Annotated in this window: 14 protein-coding genes and 1 riboswitch; of the genes, 5 read left to right on the forward strand and 9 right to left on the reverse strand. The window is 37.2% G+C overall.

Annotated features, from left to right (window positions below):
* Nucleotides 1-26 precede the first annotated feature (26 nt).
* Nucleotides 27-743 carry a DUF4386 domain-containing protein gene (locus WAX78_RS19390; protein ID WP_336483640.1) on the forward strand — a complete coding sequence of 239 codons (717 nt, stop codon included), beginning with the start codon at nt 27-29 and terminating at the stop codon, nt 741-743.
* On the opposite strand, the gene WAX78_RS19395 is transcribed toward WAX78_RS19390, so the two are convergent.
* The 4 genes from WAX78_RS19395 to WAX78_RS19410 form a co-directional block, all read right to left on the reverse strand.
* Entirely contained in the window at nt 740-1324 is a 585-nt protein-coding gene (locus WAX78_RS19395) for a Crp/Fnr family transcriptional regulator (RefSeq protein ID WP_336483641.1), read from the reverse strand. The genes WAX78_RS19390 and WAX78_RS19395 overlap by 4 nt on opposite strands.
* Nucleotides 1325-1433: 109 nt before the next feature.
* The gene (locus WAX78_RS19400) at nt 1434-2558 is read right to left on the reverse strand and encodes an MFS transporter (RefSeq protein WP_336483642.1); all 1125 of its coding nucleotides are present in this window, start codon (nt 2556-2558) and stop codon (nt 1434-1436) included.
* A gap of 143 nt (nt 2559-2701) precedes the next feature.
* Nucleotides 2702-3328, reverse strand: a complete 627-nt coding sequence (locus tag WAX78_RS19405) for an FMN-dependent NADH-azoreductase (RefSeq protein WP_336483643.1) — start codon at nt 3326-3328, stop codon at nt 2702-2704.
* Between the two features lie 122 nt (nt 3329-3450).
* Nucleotides 3451-4035, reverse strand: coding sequence for a DUF3238 domain-containing protein (locus WAX78_RS19410; RefSeq protein ID WP_336483644.1), 585 nt, complete (start codon nt 4033-4035; stop codon nt 3451-3453).
* A gap of 151 nt (nt 4036-4186) precedes the next feature.
* On the opposite strand from WAX78_RS19410, the gene WAX78_RS19415 reads away from it, so the two are divergent.
* Nucleotides 4187-4660: a MarR family winged helix-turn-helix transcriptional regulator gene (locus WAX78_RS19415; RefSeq protein WP_336483645.1), complete on the forward strand. Its 474-nt coding sequence runs from the start codon at nt 4187-4189 to the stop codon at nt 4658-4660.
* 103 nt (nt 4661-4763) lie between these two features.
* Here WAX78_RS19415 and WAX78_RS19420 read toward each other — a convergent pair whose 3' ends face one another.
* The 4 genes from WAX78_RS19420 to mmuP all read right to left on the reverse strand — a co-directional run bounded on the left by WAX78_RS19420 (nt 4764) and on the right by mmuP (nt 9227).
* Complete coding sequence (locus WAX78_RS19420) at nt 4764-5849, reverse strand: hypothetical protein (RefSeq protein WP_336483646.1); 1086 nt, start codon at nt 5847-5849, stop codon at nt 4764-4766.
* Nucleotides 5850-6055: 206 nt separating this feature from the next.
* On the reverse strand, nt 6056-6613 hold the full coding sequence (locus WAX78_RS19425) for an isochorismatase family protein (RefSeq protein WP_336483647.1): 558 nt from the start codon (nt 6611-6613) through the stop codon (nt 6056-6058).
* A gap of 282 nt (nt 6614-6895) precedes the next feature.
* Entirely contained in the window at nt 6896-7843 is a 948-nt protein-coding gene (mmuM, locus tag WAX78_RS19430; protein WP_336483648.1) for a homocysteine S-methyltransferase, read from the reverse strand.
* On the reverse strand, nt 7818-9227 hold the full coding sequence (mmuP, locus tag WAX78_RS19435; RefSeq protein WP_336483649.1) for an S-methylmethionine permease: 1410 nt from the start codon (nt 9225-9227) through the stop codon (nt 7818-7820). Before mmuP ends, mmuM begins: the two co-directional genes overlap by 26 nt.
* A gap of 81 nt (nt 9228-9308) precedes the next feature.
* Nucleotides 9309-9413, reverse strand: a riboswitch (SAM riboswitch).
* Between the two features lie 421 nt (nt 9414-9834).
* Between mmuP and gntR the strand changes: the two genes are divergently transcribed.
* From gntR to gntP, 3 genes are all read left to right on the forward strand, one after another.
* Complete coding sequence (gene gntR / locus WAX78_RS19440; RefSeq protein WP_336483650.1) at nt 9835-10566, forward strand: gluconate operon transcriptional repressor GntR; 732 nt, start codon at nt 9835-9837, stop codon at nt 10564-10566.
* Nucleotides 10559-12094, forward strand: a complete 1536-nt coding sequence (gene gntK / locus WAX78_RS19445; RefSeq protein ID WP_336483651.1) for a gluconokinase — start codon at nt 10559-10561, stop codon at nt 12092-12094. Before gntR ends, gntK begins: the two co-directional genes overlap by 8 nt.
* A gap of 116 nt (nt 12095-12210) precedes the next feature.
* Nucleotides 12211-13557: a gluconate permease GntP gene (gntP, locus tag WAX78_RS19450; RefSeq protein ID WP_336483652.1), complete on the forward strand. Its 1347-nt coding sequence runs from the start codon at nt 12211-12213 to the stop codon at nt 13555-13557.
* A gap of 291 nt (nt 13558-13848) precedes the next feature.
* Here gntP and WAX78_RS19455 read toward each other — a convergent pair whose 3' ends face one another.
* Entirely contained in the window at nt 13849-15363 is a 1515-nt protein-coding gene (locus WAX78_RS19455) for an acetyl-CoA hydrolase/transferase family protein (RefSeq protein WP_336483653.1), read from the reverse strand.
* Between the last annotated feature and the right edge of the window lie 9 nt (nt 15364-15372).

Genomic DNA, 15372 nt, shown 5'->3' on the forward strand with positions numbered 1-15372 from the left:
AACAATGTAATATAGGAGGCTATCTTATGGCTATCATAGTAAAAAAGCAATCGGATCAGCGAAAATACGCTCTGACTGCTGGTATATTACTTATCATCATGGCACTTGTTTCATTTTTTTCCTATGGCTTTGCCCATGCAAGCCTTGTTGTGAAAGGCAATGCTAGTGCCACATTTCACAACATCATGTCTTCAAATATCCTTTTCAAGGCTGAAATCTTTGGTTGGATTATCATTCTGATAAGTGACATTGTAGTCGCCTGGGCTTTCTATATATTCCTAAAGCCCATTCATAAAAACCTTTCATTGCTAGGTGCATGGCTCCGTCTTACTTATGCGACTATATTGGGAATCGCCATACTGAATTTAATATTTGCGTTGCTTCTCACGAAACATACAGACTATTTATCATTATTTAAAACCGATCAACTTCAAGCACAAATGATGCTATTTTTGGAAGCATTTCAATCTATTTGGTCTATTGGTTTAATCATTTTTGGTGGGCATCTCATGGTTGTGGGTTATGTAGCTTTCAAATCAAACAGCATACCAAAAGTCATTAGCATCTTATTATTGCTTGCTTCAATAGGCTACATTGTCATTCACCTGTGCAACACGTTTCTTCCAGAATATGATGGAGTCATTTCAATACTTAACCTTGTATTTAGTGTGCCGATGATTGCAGGAGAATTGGGCTTTGGTATATGGTTGCTGTTCAAGGGAGGAAAAGTCCGGGCTTCCTAAAAATTATTTTCATAGATTCGTTTCTTAATTCTACTTAATGACTCTGGGGTAATACCAAGATAACTTGCCAACTGATGTTGAGGTACACGATCAACTAAATGAGGTCGTTTCTGTAATAGTGCTTTATAGCGCTCTTCAGGTGTAGATGCAAGAAATGAAGCCATTTCATCTTGCATGTCACCTAGTTTTTCCTCAATCATCTTGCGTGTCATTGTTTCTAATTGTGTATATTTGTTATACATGTCCTTTTCCGCATCAAGGTCACCGACAACCAATATACAGTCTTCTACACAAGTTAAAGAATACGCCGATGAATTGTCTTGTTTATGATGATTGAAATTCGCAATTGCCTGTTCTTCTGTGTAGAAATTAGATGTAACCTCTTTTCCCGTTTCATCTATAGAATACTGCCTAACACAACCCTTCAATACGAAATAACATGTAGCAGGAACATCTCCTTGTCTAAGGAGCATTGTTCCTTTTTTATATTCTTCAATCAGTATATCTTTAACGATTGCTTGTTGTTCTTCTTCGTTCAGCGTTGTAAATTTAGTCAAATACTTCAATAATATGCTTTCCATTTTGCTTTTCATTCAACTCCTTTGATAGAAACGTTCATGAAAAACGCCATCCTTTTTATACATTTCTATAAAAAGAATAGCGCTTTTTCCATTATTTAAAAAGTTATTTTCATGTCTTTTTTACAAACAAAATAAAAAGTAACAGACTAATAAACCCAGATACAGCACAAACAATAAATAGCATTTGATATCCCATGAGCTGTGAAACAAGTCCTAGAATCATAGAGCCTAAACCAATCCCTAAATCAAAAGCAGTAAAGAATGTAGCGTTCGCTACACCTCTTTTCTCTGGTGGAGCTAATCGTATCGTTACTACTTGAAGAGCCGGTTGTGCTGATCCGAATCCAATTCCATACAAAATAGCAGTAATAACGAGTCCAACAATCCCTTTTGTCATTGCTAGAACTAATAGTGCCGCTATCATTGTAAAAAGTGCAGGAACAATAATGACTCCTTCTCCATGTTTATCGGATATCTTCCCTGCAATTGGTCTAATGACTATAAGTGTGATCGCATACACTAAGAAAAAGGTACCGGCATTCACTTGAATCTTTGCTGCAAACAGTGGTAAAAATGTTGTTATGCCACCAAAAGTAAGGGATAGGAAAAATGTAACAATAGCGATTGGTAAGACTGTTTTTTCAAAAAATGATATTGGTTGTTTTGATGTATTTTGAACTGCTGGAATTTTCGCACCAAACACAAGTATGAATGCCATAATTGCTAATGCTGTGCATAGAAGAAATAGGTAATGAAATGAAAATGATTTTACTACCCAAAGACCTACTATTGGTCCTAAAGCCATACCTAAAGTCGATGCCAGTCCATACCATCCCATTCCTTCTCCGCGACGCGATGGTGGAATCACATCAGTTATAGCTGTTCCGCTCGCAGTTGTAGCAATTGCCCAGCTCATTCCATGGAGGATACGTAATACCACTAAAAATATAACTCCTGTTACCCAATCATAAAAATACATGGTCATTGCAAAAAAGAGTAGTCCGCTTATTAAAAATACGCGCCTGCCATATCGATCCATCAATCCCCCAACAATCGGACGTAAAATGACTGCCGATATTGTAAACACCCCAATAATAAATCCAACTTGAGATTCACTTCCACCTAATTGTTTAATAAACATCGGTAGTGTTGGCATTAATAAATAAAAACCACCAAATAGGAATAATGCTGTAATTGTCAGCATGATATAATTTTTTGTCCATAAACGTTCCATTGTAATGTAATCCTGCTTTCTATCATTTAATAAATTGAGAATGTTCTTACCGCCCAAAAGTAGCAAGATAAACAAATAAAAAAGCAGTACCACCGCTATAGAAGTGTTGGTACTGCCATATTGAGTGACAAGTGTTTTGTTAATTAAAACGTACTTGCTACTTTAACAGCTTTTTCAAGCCCTGCAGCAATAATTTCTTCTGCTTGATCTGGGAATTTGTTGTGACCTTCAATTACTACTTTCTCCATATCTTTTACACCGAAGAAGCCCATCATGCTTGCTACATATTTAACAGCCATTTCCATTTCAGCTGCTGGTCCTTCAGAATATACACCGCCGCTTGCGTTTAATAATGCAATTTTCTTATCTCCAATAAGACCTACTGGGCCTTCTGGCGTATATTTAAATGTTTTGCCTGCGCGGTTTAAGTAATCAATATATGTGTGCAGTACAGCTGGGATTGTTAAATTCCATAACGGGAAACCAAACACAACTTTATCAGCTGCAAGGAATTGATCTAAATATTTATCAGCAACAGCTACCGCTTCCGCTTCCTTTTCTGTTAAATCAAGTCCTCTACTAGCCTTAAAAGTACCGTTAATCATATCTACTCCTACATATGGCAATTCTTCATTGTATAAATCCAGCTCTACCACTGTATCATTTAGATGTGATTCTTTGTAACTTGCTAAAAAAGCCTCATATAATTTCACACTCACTGCTTGGTCTGCTGGACGATTGTTTGCTTTTACAAATAAAACTGTTGTCATTCTTGTTTCCTCCTGTTACTCGCTCTTACGTTGTTATATATTTACTCACTAAAGAGAGCATCCCATTGTAATTGTTATTCGACTTTATCTTGGTTTGATGACAATGTTGCAACACGTTGACTTTACAATATCTTTTTAAAGCTATACTCCATTTCTCCAGCTAGCGATTCAGGTGTATCACCAGTTTCTCTGAAATCATGTGTATAAATTTGTTCAAACGAACCAAAATTCACTTGCTTATAAAATTCATAACAAGGGAATCCATCATGTGCACCTTCAATATCAACAGTACCATCTTTTTTGACATGTACAGTTAATAGATAGTCAACGGGAGGTGCATATACATTTAATGGGTTGCTAGCACTTGCACTCATTTGAAACTTGACGTCATCAGAACTCCATACAATATTCGTACACAAAATACCGTCTGTACTAGCTTTTCCTGTTCTTTTCTTAACGGAACCATCTGGAGTTGTGACTCTTTCTGTTGTTATGCCAGTATTCGCATATGAGAAAATTTCTTTTTTATAAAAATCTACCACTACTTCTTGTTCAATTCTGGAACGCATTGTGTTTACAGCATAAGGTGTAAATTCACGTGAATCACCTTCAAATTGAATTACGTTTCCCGTTTGAATATCCTTCCTTGGTTCAGTCCAAGACATTGGAATAAATACACTTGCTCTAATTTTAACAATGTGCATCATATCGAACCTCCATAGTGTATTGATTTTTTAGAGAATCCCATTTCTTTTATAACAAAAATAATATAGTCAACTTGATTGACTATATTGCACATAGTACAATGGACTTCAAATAAAGTCAACTTAATTGACTTTATTTGAGGAGGTTTTATGTATGAATCATCAAGTATTGAGTGAATTAGATCTTACATCACTTTTGTCATTATCCTTTAGTACATTGATTGATGAATTAAATGACAGAATGAGTGAATTAGGTTTTGGAGATATTAGACCTGCACATGGTTTTATGTTTAAACGTATCATCCCTGATGGAGCAACAGGGATAGAACTAGCCGAATATTTAGGAATTACAAAGCAAGCCGTGAGTAAAATGGTTGATTCTCTTGAGAAAAGTGGTTATGTAATACGCAAAACTCATCCCACTGATAAGAGAGGGAAAATTATTGTTTTGACTGAACGAGGTTGGTTAGCAGTGAAAGCAAAAGATGAGATACTAACTGAGATTGAAGGGCGCTGGATGGAAAACATAGGCACTGAACGAATGCAAATGCTCAAAGAAGATTTAACAAAATTAGTTTATGAAGCAAATGAAGGTAAATTATTATCGAGCTTAAAACCGGTTTGGTAAATATATAGTCTATAGTATTGAAGATTTGGGCCATTAAATGAATAATATAAAAAGATCCACCGTTGTTAAAAAGAAAACTGTGGATCTTTTTATTTAAAACAAGTTACTGGAGAACTTTCCCAAAATACATAAGATCCCATATCGCCTTATCGTTCAGTGTTTCCACCACTTCATCACCTTCAAAACGCTCTAGCTGAACATCACCAGTGAATCTCAGATACGCCCCATCAAAGCCGGACTGTATAGCTGATTCTTTTATTTTACCTGTTAATTCATCTATAAATTTGTGAACCACAAGATTTTTCTCTCGTTGAAATGTAATGGTGTAATGGTGTATATCATCTTTGTAGTCGTACACAGTTGTGTTTGCTACTGGTTTTCCAGTAAAAGAGTCTACATACTTATTACATGCCATGAAACGAACGTTTCTTTCGTTATCAACGATAATCTCATTCTCTTTAGCCAGCATGAAAATAGGGAATGTTTCATATCCGTACTTTTGTTCAGCTGTAATAAATGAAGCGATCACTGTATAATCCCCAATTTGTGCACGCGCCCAATACCAGTTATTCATAAGCTCCATCATGGGAGTATTCCCCCAGTTATGATCGTGGTATCCAGTGCCAGTATAATGCTGAATATGATTATCTATTTTTATGTCTGCTTCTACGATTCCATAAGGAACGGATGGTAACCAAGCAAAATACTTCTCTTCACCGTTTCCATAGAACCAATGACCAGTTTCTGGTCTCCAAGAGGGAACCGCACCTTTAATCGTGATGTCAGCTAAGACATCATCAATTTCGATATGGATTTGATAGGTATTTAAATCGCCTTTGAAGATGTTTGGTCCAATACGAACTTCACATTGATCTTTAGAGGCGAAAAAGTCTTGCTCTGAAGTCTGATAGATTTTTTTAATAGTACGTCCATCAGAAAGATCAAGATTGAAAGTAACAAAAGGAGTAAGTGGTTTATTACTTTCAATATATGGTTTTGTAAAGAATACAATCACCAGTTTTGAACCATCATTCAAGTGAGCGTCGAAGTACCACCATTCATAAGTTCCTTCACTTCCATCCGTACGCATACCGTCTTCCCATTTTTCTATTTGTCCTTTTTTAAGACCTAATTTATTGTAATGTTCTGGTGTTGATCCTAATACAGCGTTCAGTGTTTTCATACTCATCGTTATTCCCTCCTAAAAAAATCATATGATTTACATACCATGATTTAATTCATACTTTCATTTTTAGAGGATAATTTTATTTGATTATAAATTCTAAGCACTACACTACATATAAATATAAGTTGGGATCTTCGGCAACCGCGCCCGCTTACCGAAGATCAATAATGTTTTTCCGAGCTTCTCAAGTTAAGGGGGTAAATGGCGATTTACCGATAATTGTTATGGGTTGGTTGAAACAAATCTTCTTGAACAGTCCGAACGACAGAAAAATTGTCAACATTGTAATGACCATGAAGTATTTCATTATGATGACTTATGATCTGTTCGGCAGATAGGGTTGAAGAATCTGTCGTCGAATGACCATCTCCAACTAAAGTAACATCAAAATGATTCACCGTTGCCGTTCTAACCGCTGTATCAATGCAGTGTTCTGTTTTACACCCCATGATTACAAGATGTTCAATCTCATTGTCCTTTAAAAAATCCATTAATGGCGTACCATAAAACGAATTCGTGGCCGCTTTATCAAATATCTTTGCAGTGGTTGGCACTTTTACTTTTGAGTGTATTTGAAACCCTGGACCTTTGCCGTCAGCAACATCTTTATCCCTTATAAAGACAATTAAAGCTTGTGATTCTAATGCTTGATTAATAACCAAATTAATGTTATCTAGTAATACGTCTTTATTTAGTACACTTTTGTTTTTATCATTTCCATCAACTAATGCTTGTTGGACATCAATAATAAGCAACACTTGATTCAATAGAAAAACTCCTTTTCATTATAGTTTTCTACACCTATTCTCCAAACCGTTCTTCATTTTCATGTTCATCATATCGCCCCCCTTCATCTATTAAACTTATTTCGCTATAGAAGCATAATATCCTCTTTACTATCACTTATAGTACAGTTCACCCTAGTGTACTTAAATGAAGTTTTAATTACTCATTTTATTAGCCTTCTTCGCACATTATTAATATCTCAAACGAATGATCTAGAAAAGCATTATCCAAATAGATTCTATTTGCTTTGTTCAGATACAAGTCTAGGAAGTCCGCCATGTTTTTGAAATCTCCTCAATATGATGAGGTGTGGTTCTGCAGCATCCTCCTATTAACCGAGCCCCTGCATTGTACCATTCTTTAGATTTAATATCGAAACTGCTACATAATTGTTGACCAGACCATGTTTTGGTTTCTGGACTATAGATTTCACCTGAGTTCGGATAAACAAGAATCGGTTTTTTTGTGTTTCTACTCAATTCTTGGATAGCCCCTGTAATAACAGCTACTGGTGCACAATTGATACCAATTGCTGCAATTTGTTCACTTCCCTCAAACAACTTTGCACAATCCGCAAGCTTAGTACCATCACTTATCGATTTCTCATTTTTTAAAGAAAATGATAGCCAAGCATATGTTTCTGGAAAATCCCGCAATAATGAATCTAATACTTTTGCTTCTTGCAAGGAAGGAATCGTCTCAAAGGCTAATAGATCGGCCCCCGCTTCAATCAACGCTGACATTCTTGAACGATGAAATTCTGCTAACGTTTCATCTGTGATACCATAATTGCCAATATATTCTGAACCATCCGCCAAGTAAGCTCCATAAGGACCAACTGATGCAACAACCAATGGCTTAGGCCTATTCGTTTGCGTATTCTTCTTCCAGTAATCATCCCTTGCTCTTCTTGCAAGTAACACTGTTTGCTTAATTAACTCTAAAGCTTCCTTTTCTTGTATTCCGCGCACAGAAAAACCATCAACAGTAGCTTGATAGCTTGCCGTAATGGCACAGTCCGCTCCAGCATGAAAATAGTCAGAGTGAACCTGATAAATTAATTCCGGATTCTCAAGTAATACACGTGCTGACCAAAGGGAATCGTCCAAATTACATCCATGTGACTCCAGTTCTGTAGCCAGCGCTCCGTCAAGCAGCATAATTGAATGTTGAGATAAAATAGCATCAATTGGATTGATTTTGTTGGACATAATCTATACCCCTTTTCTTTAAATTTTGTGTTAGATAATAACTTCCGTAGCAAAACAATATAAATGGAACACCACAATATAAAGCAATTCGTTGTGTAGGATCAAACGCAATCCCGATACATGACGCAAAACAAATGATAAAAGAAGCGATTGGTACCAGCGGATAGAATGGTGTACGATAGACCAAGTCATCTACAGAATTTCCTTCTTTTACATATTGTCTGCGAAATAGGAACTGCGAAGTACTAATACTCATCCAAACTACAACCACTGCTAAACCTGAAATAGAAACTAGCACAATATACACAGTATCCGGTGCCACGATACTTGAGAACAGAGCCAAAGCTCCTCCCAACATGCTGAAAATGACCGCATTAATTGGAACACCCTGTTTTGTCATTTTTGCAAAAATAGGAGATATTGTGTTCTTATTGGCAAGCGACCACAGCATTCTAGAAGAGGCATAAAGACCTGAGTTTGCAGCAGATAGAATAGCCGTTAGTATAACGAAATTCATAATATCTGCCGAATATGGCACTCCAACTCGTTCAAGAACGGCAACAAAGGGACTCTCTAATACTCCTGCATCGGAACTAGGTAATAATGCAGATAAAACAATGATCGTTCCTACAAAAAAGATAATCAATCTCCACAAAGTAATACGAATGGCCTTGGGTATCGCTGTTTCTGGATTCACTGTTTCACCTGCTGCAATTCCTATTAATTCCGTTCCTGAAAAAGCAAAATTAACGGCAAGCATCGTCATTATAATGGCAAAAGCACCATGAGGAAATAGACCTGTACTTGTAAAGTTAGAAAAGAATGGCGCTGACTTTGAATGAGCCATCGGAACAAAACCTACTATTGCCGCTGCTCCTAAAACAATAAATATTACAATAGCTATTACCTTTATAGAGGCAAATAAAAATTCAGATTCAGCAAAAAATTTAACTGTCAGTACATTTAATCCAAAGATTAAAATGGCAAAAAGGGCACTCCATATCCAGACATTGATGGATGGAAACCATCTCTGCATAAGCAACCCTGCAGCAGTAAATTCAGAGCCTAAAGCAACAGTCCAAGTTAACCAGTACAACCAAGCTACGGTATACCCTGTCCCTGGTCCAATGTATTTAGATGCATAACTATGAAATGCACCCGTTTCAGGCATATGTACGGAAAGCTCACCTAAACACAGCATAACTAGATAAACCACTAGTGCACCAATCAGGTAGGAAAGAATTGTACCAAATGGACCAGCTTGTTGAATCGTGTAACCTGAACTTAGAAATAATCCAGTTCCAATCACTCCACCAAGTGATAACATAACTAAATGACGTGCTTGCATTTTCCTTTGAAATTCTTTCCTATTTTTGTTCTCCATTCTTACTCTCCTTCCTACTATCCAGAGAAAACAAAAACGCACTCTATAAAAGAGTGCGTGGCTGACAAATAAAAACGTACCCTCCTATCTATCAGGTTCATCACCCGCTGGAATTAGCACAGTATCTTAAGCAGACCTGTTGCTGAGGTTTCGTAGGGCCAGTCCCTCCACCTCTCTGGATAAGAATATTTTTTTATAACCTTATCAATCTATTTAAAAATTGTCAACGTGTTTCTGTACTTATAAATACCGCCTAATTTATTTACTCGTTTATCCTGCTATTCGCTGGCAGTAAAACCCCTTATTCAAAAAGGAATAAAGAAGATAGGTAGAGGATAACCGCTGGCATGTGCCCAATCAGTTCAACTAACCATTAGTAGGAGATGCCCCCACTGATGAAAGATTCACTTAATAAAAAGTATTTATTTTCCGTATATAAATTGGAAAATAGAGTTTGTTTATCATTCCTTATTATTTTAAACTCTCATCAAACTTGAACAAGTATTGAAGGGCATCTAGACGAAACAACATAAAAGCGCTTGCATAATTAAAAATCTAAGTTATAATACTTGTATACAAGTATACTTGATTAACATGAGGTGGAATTATGACGGAATCAAGGGAATTTCTTTATCCTGAAAAGTGGCTTTCAAAAGCTTCTACTGGTGATCGTGTTGCGAGCGAACTGAGAATGCGTATTATTGCAGGTAAAATTGAAAGCGGTACCATTCTATCTGAAAATAAATTAGCTGCCGATTTTTCTGTAAGTCGGTCACCCGTTCGTGAAGCATTAAAAGTACTAGCATCTGAAAATATCATTCGCTTAGAAAGAATGGGCGCAGTTGTCATTGGTTTAACCGAAAAAGAAATCGAAGAAATATATGATGTTCGTTTACTTATAGAAACGTTTATCTTTGAGCGACTTGTAAAGATGGACACAAATGAGTTAGTAAGAGAACTAAATAAAATTATGGAAATGATGAAAATCGCCATCAAATATCATGATGCTGATGAATTTTCTTATCAAGATCTCTTATTCCATGAAACGATTATTCGCACCATTGAGCATTCCCATATCCTCATGATTTGGAATAATTTAAAGCCTGTTATGGAAAGCTTAATCCTTTTATCAATGCGTACCCGTTTCAAGGAAAAGTACGAAGACTTTGAACGGATTATTAAAAATCATGAGCTTTATATAAAAGCAATCGAATCAAAGGATCGAGCCCTCATGATTAAAGCCTTACATCAAAACTTTGATGATGTGCAAGGGAAAGTTGAAGACCTCTGGATGTCACAACAAATGTTATCTAAAGGAGTAGAGCAAGAACATGAGTAGCTATATGTTAGGTATAGATATCGGTACTACAAGTACCAAAGCAGTATTATTTACTGAAAAAGGCGAAGTCATTCAAACAGAGAATATTGGTTACCCACTTCGCACACCGGATATTTCCACAGCGGAACAAGATCCAGAAGAGATTTTTCAGGCCGTTTTGCAGGCGATTTCAAATATAACAAAACATCATTCAGATAAACAACCATCGTTTATTTCATTTAGCAGCGCCATGCATAGTGTCATTGCCATGGATGAAAATGACGAGCCGCTGACACCTTGTATCACTTGGGCAGATAATCGCAGTGAGACATGGGCACATAAGATCAAAGATGAACTGAATGGCCATGAAGTTTATAGACGAACAGGAACACCTATTCATCCCATGTCACCATTAAGTAAAATTACTTGGATTGTGAATGACCATCCTGAAATCGCTGTTAAAACGAAAAAATATATCGGAATCAAAGAATATATCTTTAAACAATTCTTTGATCAATATGTTGTTGATCATTCCCTCGCTTCATGCATGGGTATGATGAATCTAAACACACTAGATTGGGATGAAGAAGCTTTAAAAATTGCTGGTATAACACCTGCTCAATTGTCTGAGCTCGTACCAACCACTACGATATATCGCAACTGCAATCCAGATTTAGCTAAGAAGATTGGAATCGATCCACAAACACCGTTTGTCATTGGTGCCAGTGATGGCGTGCTTTCGAATCTAGGTGTGAATGCAATTAGAAAAGGCGAGATTGCAGTCACAATTGGGACAAGTGGTGCTATTCGAACCATCATTGACAAGCCGCAAACAGATAAAAAAGGAAGAATATTCTGTTATGCCCTAACGGAAAAGCATTGGGTAATTGGTGGACCGGTAAACAATGGCGGAATGGTCCTTCGCTGGATTCGCGATGAACTTGCTTCATCAGAAGTAGAAACTGCAAAAAGACTAGGAATTGATCCATACGATGTATTAACGAAAATTGCTGAACGTGTAAGACCTGGTGCAGACGGATTATTATTCCATCCATACCTCGCAGGTGAACGTGCGCCATTATGGAATCCAGATGTACGCGGCTCATTCTTCGGTTTAACGATGTCACATAAGAAGGAACATATGATTCGTGCAGCCTTAGAAGGCGTTATTTATAATTTATACACCGTATTTTTAGCATTAACTGAATGCATGGACAGTCCTGTGACCCGTATTCAAGCAACAGGAGGCTTCGCAAGGTCTGACGTTTGGCGACAAATGATGTCCGATATTTTCGCATCTGAAGTCGTTGTTCCAAAAAGCTACGAAAGCTCCTGTCTAGGTGCATGTATATTAGGTCTCTATGCGACAGGAAAAATCGATTCTTTTGAAATCGTTTCCGAAATGGTTGGCAGTACCTACAAACACACACCGAAAGAAGAAGCAACAAAAGAATACAGACAATTACTGCCGATATTTATTAACCTATCAAGAGCATTAGAAGAAGATTATACACGAATTGCCGATTATCAAAGAAGTTTAATAAAGTGAAACTTTCATTAGTAGTCCCCCACTCCTCGTCTCTTTTTGAACTTTGAGGTTGGGGGCCTACTTCCAAAAAACAGGGGATAAAAAACAAATACAGCTAATATTAGGGGGAAATTACGATGCCATTAGTCATTGTAGCAATTGGGATTTTAGCATTACTTTTACTGATCATGCGCTTTAAATTAAACACTTTTATTTCATTAATCATTGTATCATTTGGTGTTGCTTTAGCACTTGGAATGCCGCCAGAAAAAATTGTTAAAACCATTGAAGCAGGATTAGGCGGAACACTCGGTCATTTGGCACTCGTTTTTGGACTTGGTGCGATGTTAGGCAAGTTGCTCTCAGATTCTGGGGGCGCACAACGCATTGCCATGACTCTTGTGAACAAATTTGGTAAAAAGAACATTCAATGGGCTGTCGTGACTGCCTCATTTATTATCGGTATTGCATTATTTTTTGAAGTAGGATTAGTATTATTAATTCCGATTGTATTTGCTATTTCAAGAGAATTAAAAGTTTCTATCTTATATCTCGGTATTCCGATGGCAGCAGCTCTATCTGTGACACACGGATTTTTACCGCCACACCCAGGACCAACTGCTATTGCGGGTGAATTGCATGCAAACATTGGTGAAGTATTACTTTACGGTTTTATGATAGCGGTTCCAACAGTTATTTTAGCTGGACCTGTATTTACTAAAATTGCGAAAAAGCTAGTACCTGAAGCATTCACGAAAACTGGTAATATAAAATCTTTAGGTGAGCAGAAAGTATTTAAACTTGAAGACACACCTAGTTTTGGTATCAGTGTTTTTACCGCTTTACTGCCTGTTATTTTAATGGCAATCGCTACGATTATTACCTTGTTGCAAAAAACAATGGGATTTAAAGATAATAGTTTACTAGCAGCGATCCAGTTTATTGGGAATGCGGATACTGCCATGTTGATTTCCTTATTAGTTGCGATTTATACAATGGGACTCTCAAGAAATATCCCAATCAAAAACGTAATGGAATCTTGTACAACAGCGATTTCAAATATCGGGATGATGCTCTTAATCATTGGTGGAGGCGGAGCCTTCAAACAAGTATTAATTGATGGCGGTGTAGGTAACTATGTAGCCGAATTATTTAAAGGAACTTCATTATCACCAATCTTACTTGCTTGGATCATCGCTGCCATCTTACGTATTTCCTTAGGATCTGCTACGGTTGCTTCATTAACAACTGTCGGTTTAGTAATTCCGATGTTAGGTCACTCTGACGTTAACCTCTCTTTAGTTGTCCTTGCAACAGGAGCTGGTAGCTTAATAGCTTCACACGTGAACGATGCTGGTTTCTGGATGTTCAAAGAATACTTTGGTTTAAGCATGAAAGAAACATTTGCAACATGGACCTTACTTGAAACTATTATTTCCGTATCTGGATTAGGATTTACGTTATTACTAAGCTTATTTGTATAAACCTTTCTAGACAGCAAAACCCTCACTTAAGTGAGGGTTTTGCTGTCTATTCATCTTAAAAAAAATATCATTTACTTATGGTGCGGTTCACCTTTATGAATCTATATGAAATAAATTTCTAGATGATTGAACTCAATTTGGCTTACCACCACGACTCTTCATGATATTCTTTGCTTTCTCCGTAATAGTAATACTAATTATAGACAGATTCACAAGGTATTTAAATAATGCGAATATAGTGATTCATTGGATACACCATAAAAAATTTAAGCGGCTACTTGTGATACGCACCTATACAGTTTCTACTACCGCTTCAAGCATTGTTCCATTTTTAGCATAATTCGTATGCCAAGAAAAAGCTTTTTCTAAAACATGAGGAGTTTGTCCACCCCTTGTTTGCGCTTCTTGGTAATAAGCTCGCAGCTGGTCACGATACATTGGATGTGCGCAATTCTCAATAATCAGTTCCACTCTTTCCCTTGGCGCTAGTCCCCTTAAGTCAGCATATCCCTGTTCAGTGACAATCACATCTACATCGTGTTCAGTATGGTCTACATGAGAGACGAAAGGAACGATGCTTGAAATGTTACCGCCTTTCGCAATCGATTTCGTAACAAAGATAGCTAGGCGTGCATTTCTTGCAAAATCACCAGAACCACCAATACCGTTCATCATCTTTGTACCTAAAACATGAGTAGAGTTAACATTTCCGTATATGTCTAATTCTAAAGCAGTATTAATCGAGATTAATCCAAGGCGACGAATGATTTCAGGATGATTAGAAATCTCTTGCGGGCGCATCATTAATTTATCGCGATATTTTTCAAAGTTAGAAAATACCTGTTGCATTTTCTCTTCGGAAAGCGTGATGGAGCAGCAGGAAGCAAAATGGACTTTCCCAGCATCCATAAGATCAAAGACCGCATCCTGTAATACCTCAGAATACACTTCTAAATCTTCAAACTCCGAATCTAACATTCCATGCAGCACTGCATTGGCCACTGAACCAATTCCCGATTGTAATGGCGCTAAACGATTCGTTAATCTGCCTACTTTTACTTCTTTTCGAAGGAACTCTATTAAATGCTGTGCCATGATAACAGTTTCTTCATCTGGAGGAACAATCGTCGATGGCGAATCAAGTTGGTTCGTAAACACAATACCCTTCACTTTTTCAACATCAATCGGAATACCGATCGTTCCAATTCGATCATCCGATTTAGCGAGCGGAATTGGAAGCCTTTCCCCTTGTTTCCCAGGTTCATATAAATCATGCAGCCCCTCTAGTTGTGTAGATTGAGCCATATTCATTTCAATAATAATGGACTTTGCATTTAGGGAAAACGCTAAGGAATTTCCAATTGAAGTGGTTGGAATAAGCATTCCGTCCTCAGTTATTGCAACCGCTTCCAAAATAGCAACATCTATATCCATAACGTCAGCACGGAGCAGCTCTGCTGTATGAGATAAGTGCTGATCCACAAATAAAAAGTCTCCATTATTAATTCCTTTTCGCATAGTTGCATCGGCTTGGAAAGGCAATCTCTTTCCTAAAATTCCTGCCTCAGCAAATAATTTATCTACATCCGAACCTAAAGAAGCTCCGGTATAAACATTTACTTTAAAAGATTTATCATCCTTAACGCGGTTCACCAGCGCAAATGGGACTGCCTTCACATCACCTGCACGTGTAAACCCACTTAAACCTAATGTCATTCCACTTTGAATCCAGGAAGCCGCTTCTTCAGGTGTAACTACTCGGTTCTTTAGACGATGGTCCCTGATTCTCTCCAAATTATTCTCCATATGTAATCC

The sequence above is a fragment of the Bacillus yunxiaonensis genome (genome assembly GCF_037104695.1).
Classification (GTDB): domain Bacteria; phylum Bacillota; class Bacilli; order Bacillales; family Bacillaceae_G; genus Bacillus_A; species Bacillus_A yunxiaonensis.

Excerpts from the sequence above, each read along its gene's own strand:
- WAX78_RS19390 (WP_336483640.1), top strand. The coding sequence starts at position 27 with ATGGCTATCATAGTAAAAAAGCAATCGGATCAGCGAAAATACGCTCTG.
- WAX78_RS19395 (WP_336483641.1), bottom strand. The coding sequence starts at position 1,324 with ATGGAAAGCATATTATTGAAGTATTTGACTAAATTTACAACGCTGAAC.
- WAX78_RS19400 (WP_336483642.1), bottom strand. The coding sequence starts at position 2,558 with ATGGAACGTTTATGGACAAAAAATTATATCATGCTGACAATTACAGCA.
- WAX78_RS19405 (WP_336483643.1), bottom strand. The coding sequence starts at position 3,328 with ATGACAACAGTTTTATTTGTAAAAGCAAACAATCGTCCAGCAGACCAA.
- WAX78_RS19410 (WP_336483644.1), bottom strand. The coding sequence starts at position 4,035 with ATGATGCACATTGTTAAAATTAGAGCAAGTGTATTTATTCCAATGTCT.
- WAX78_RS19415 (WP_336483645.1), top strand. The coding sequence starts at position 4,187 with ATGAATCATCAAGTATTGAGTGAATTAGATCTTACATCACTTTTGTCA.
- WAX78_RS19420 (WP_336483646.1), bottom strand. The coding sequence starts at position 5,849 with ATGAGTATGAAAACACTGAACGCTGTATTAGGATCAACACCAGAACAT.
- mmuM (WP_336483648.1), bottom strand. The coding sequence starts at position 7,843 with ATGTCCAACAAAATCAATCCAATTGATGCTATTTTATCTCAACATTCA.
- mmuP (WP_336483649.1), bottom strand. The coding sequence starts at position 9,227 with ATGGAGAACAAAAATAGGAAAGAATTTCAAAGGAAAATGCAAGCACGT.
- gntR (WP_336483650.1), top strand. The coding sequence starts at position 9,835 with ATGACGGAATCAAGGGAATTTCTTTATCCTGAAAAGTGGCTTTCAAAA.
- gntK (WP_336483651.1), top strand. The coding sequence starts at position 10,559 with ATGAGTAGCTATATGTTAGGTATAGATATCGGTACTACAAGTACCAAA.
- gntP (WP_336483652.1), top strand. The coding sequence starts at position 12,211 with ATGCCATTAGTCATTGTAGCAATTGGGATTTTAGCATTACTTTTACTG.
- WAX78_RS19455 (WP_336483653.1), bottom strand. The coding sequence starts at position 15,363 with ATGGAGAATAATTTGGAGAGAATCAGGGACCATCGTCTAAAGAACCGA.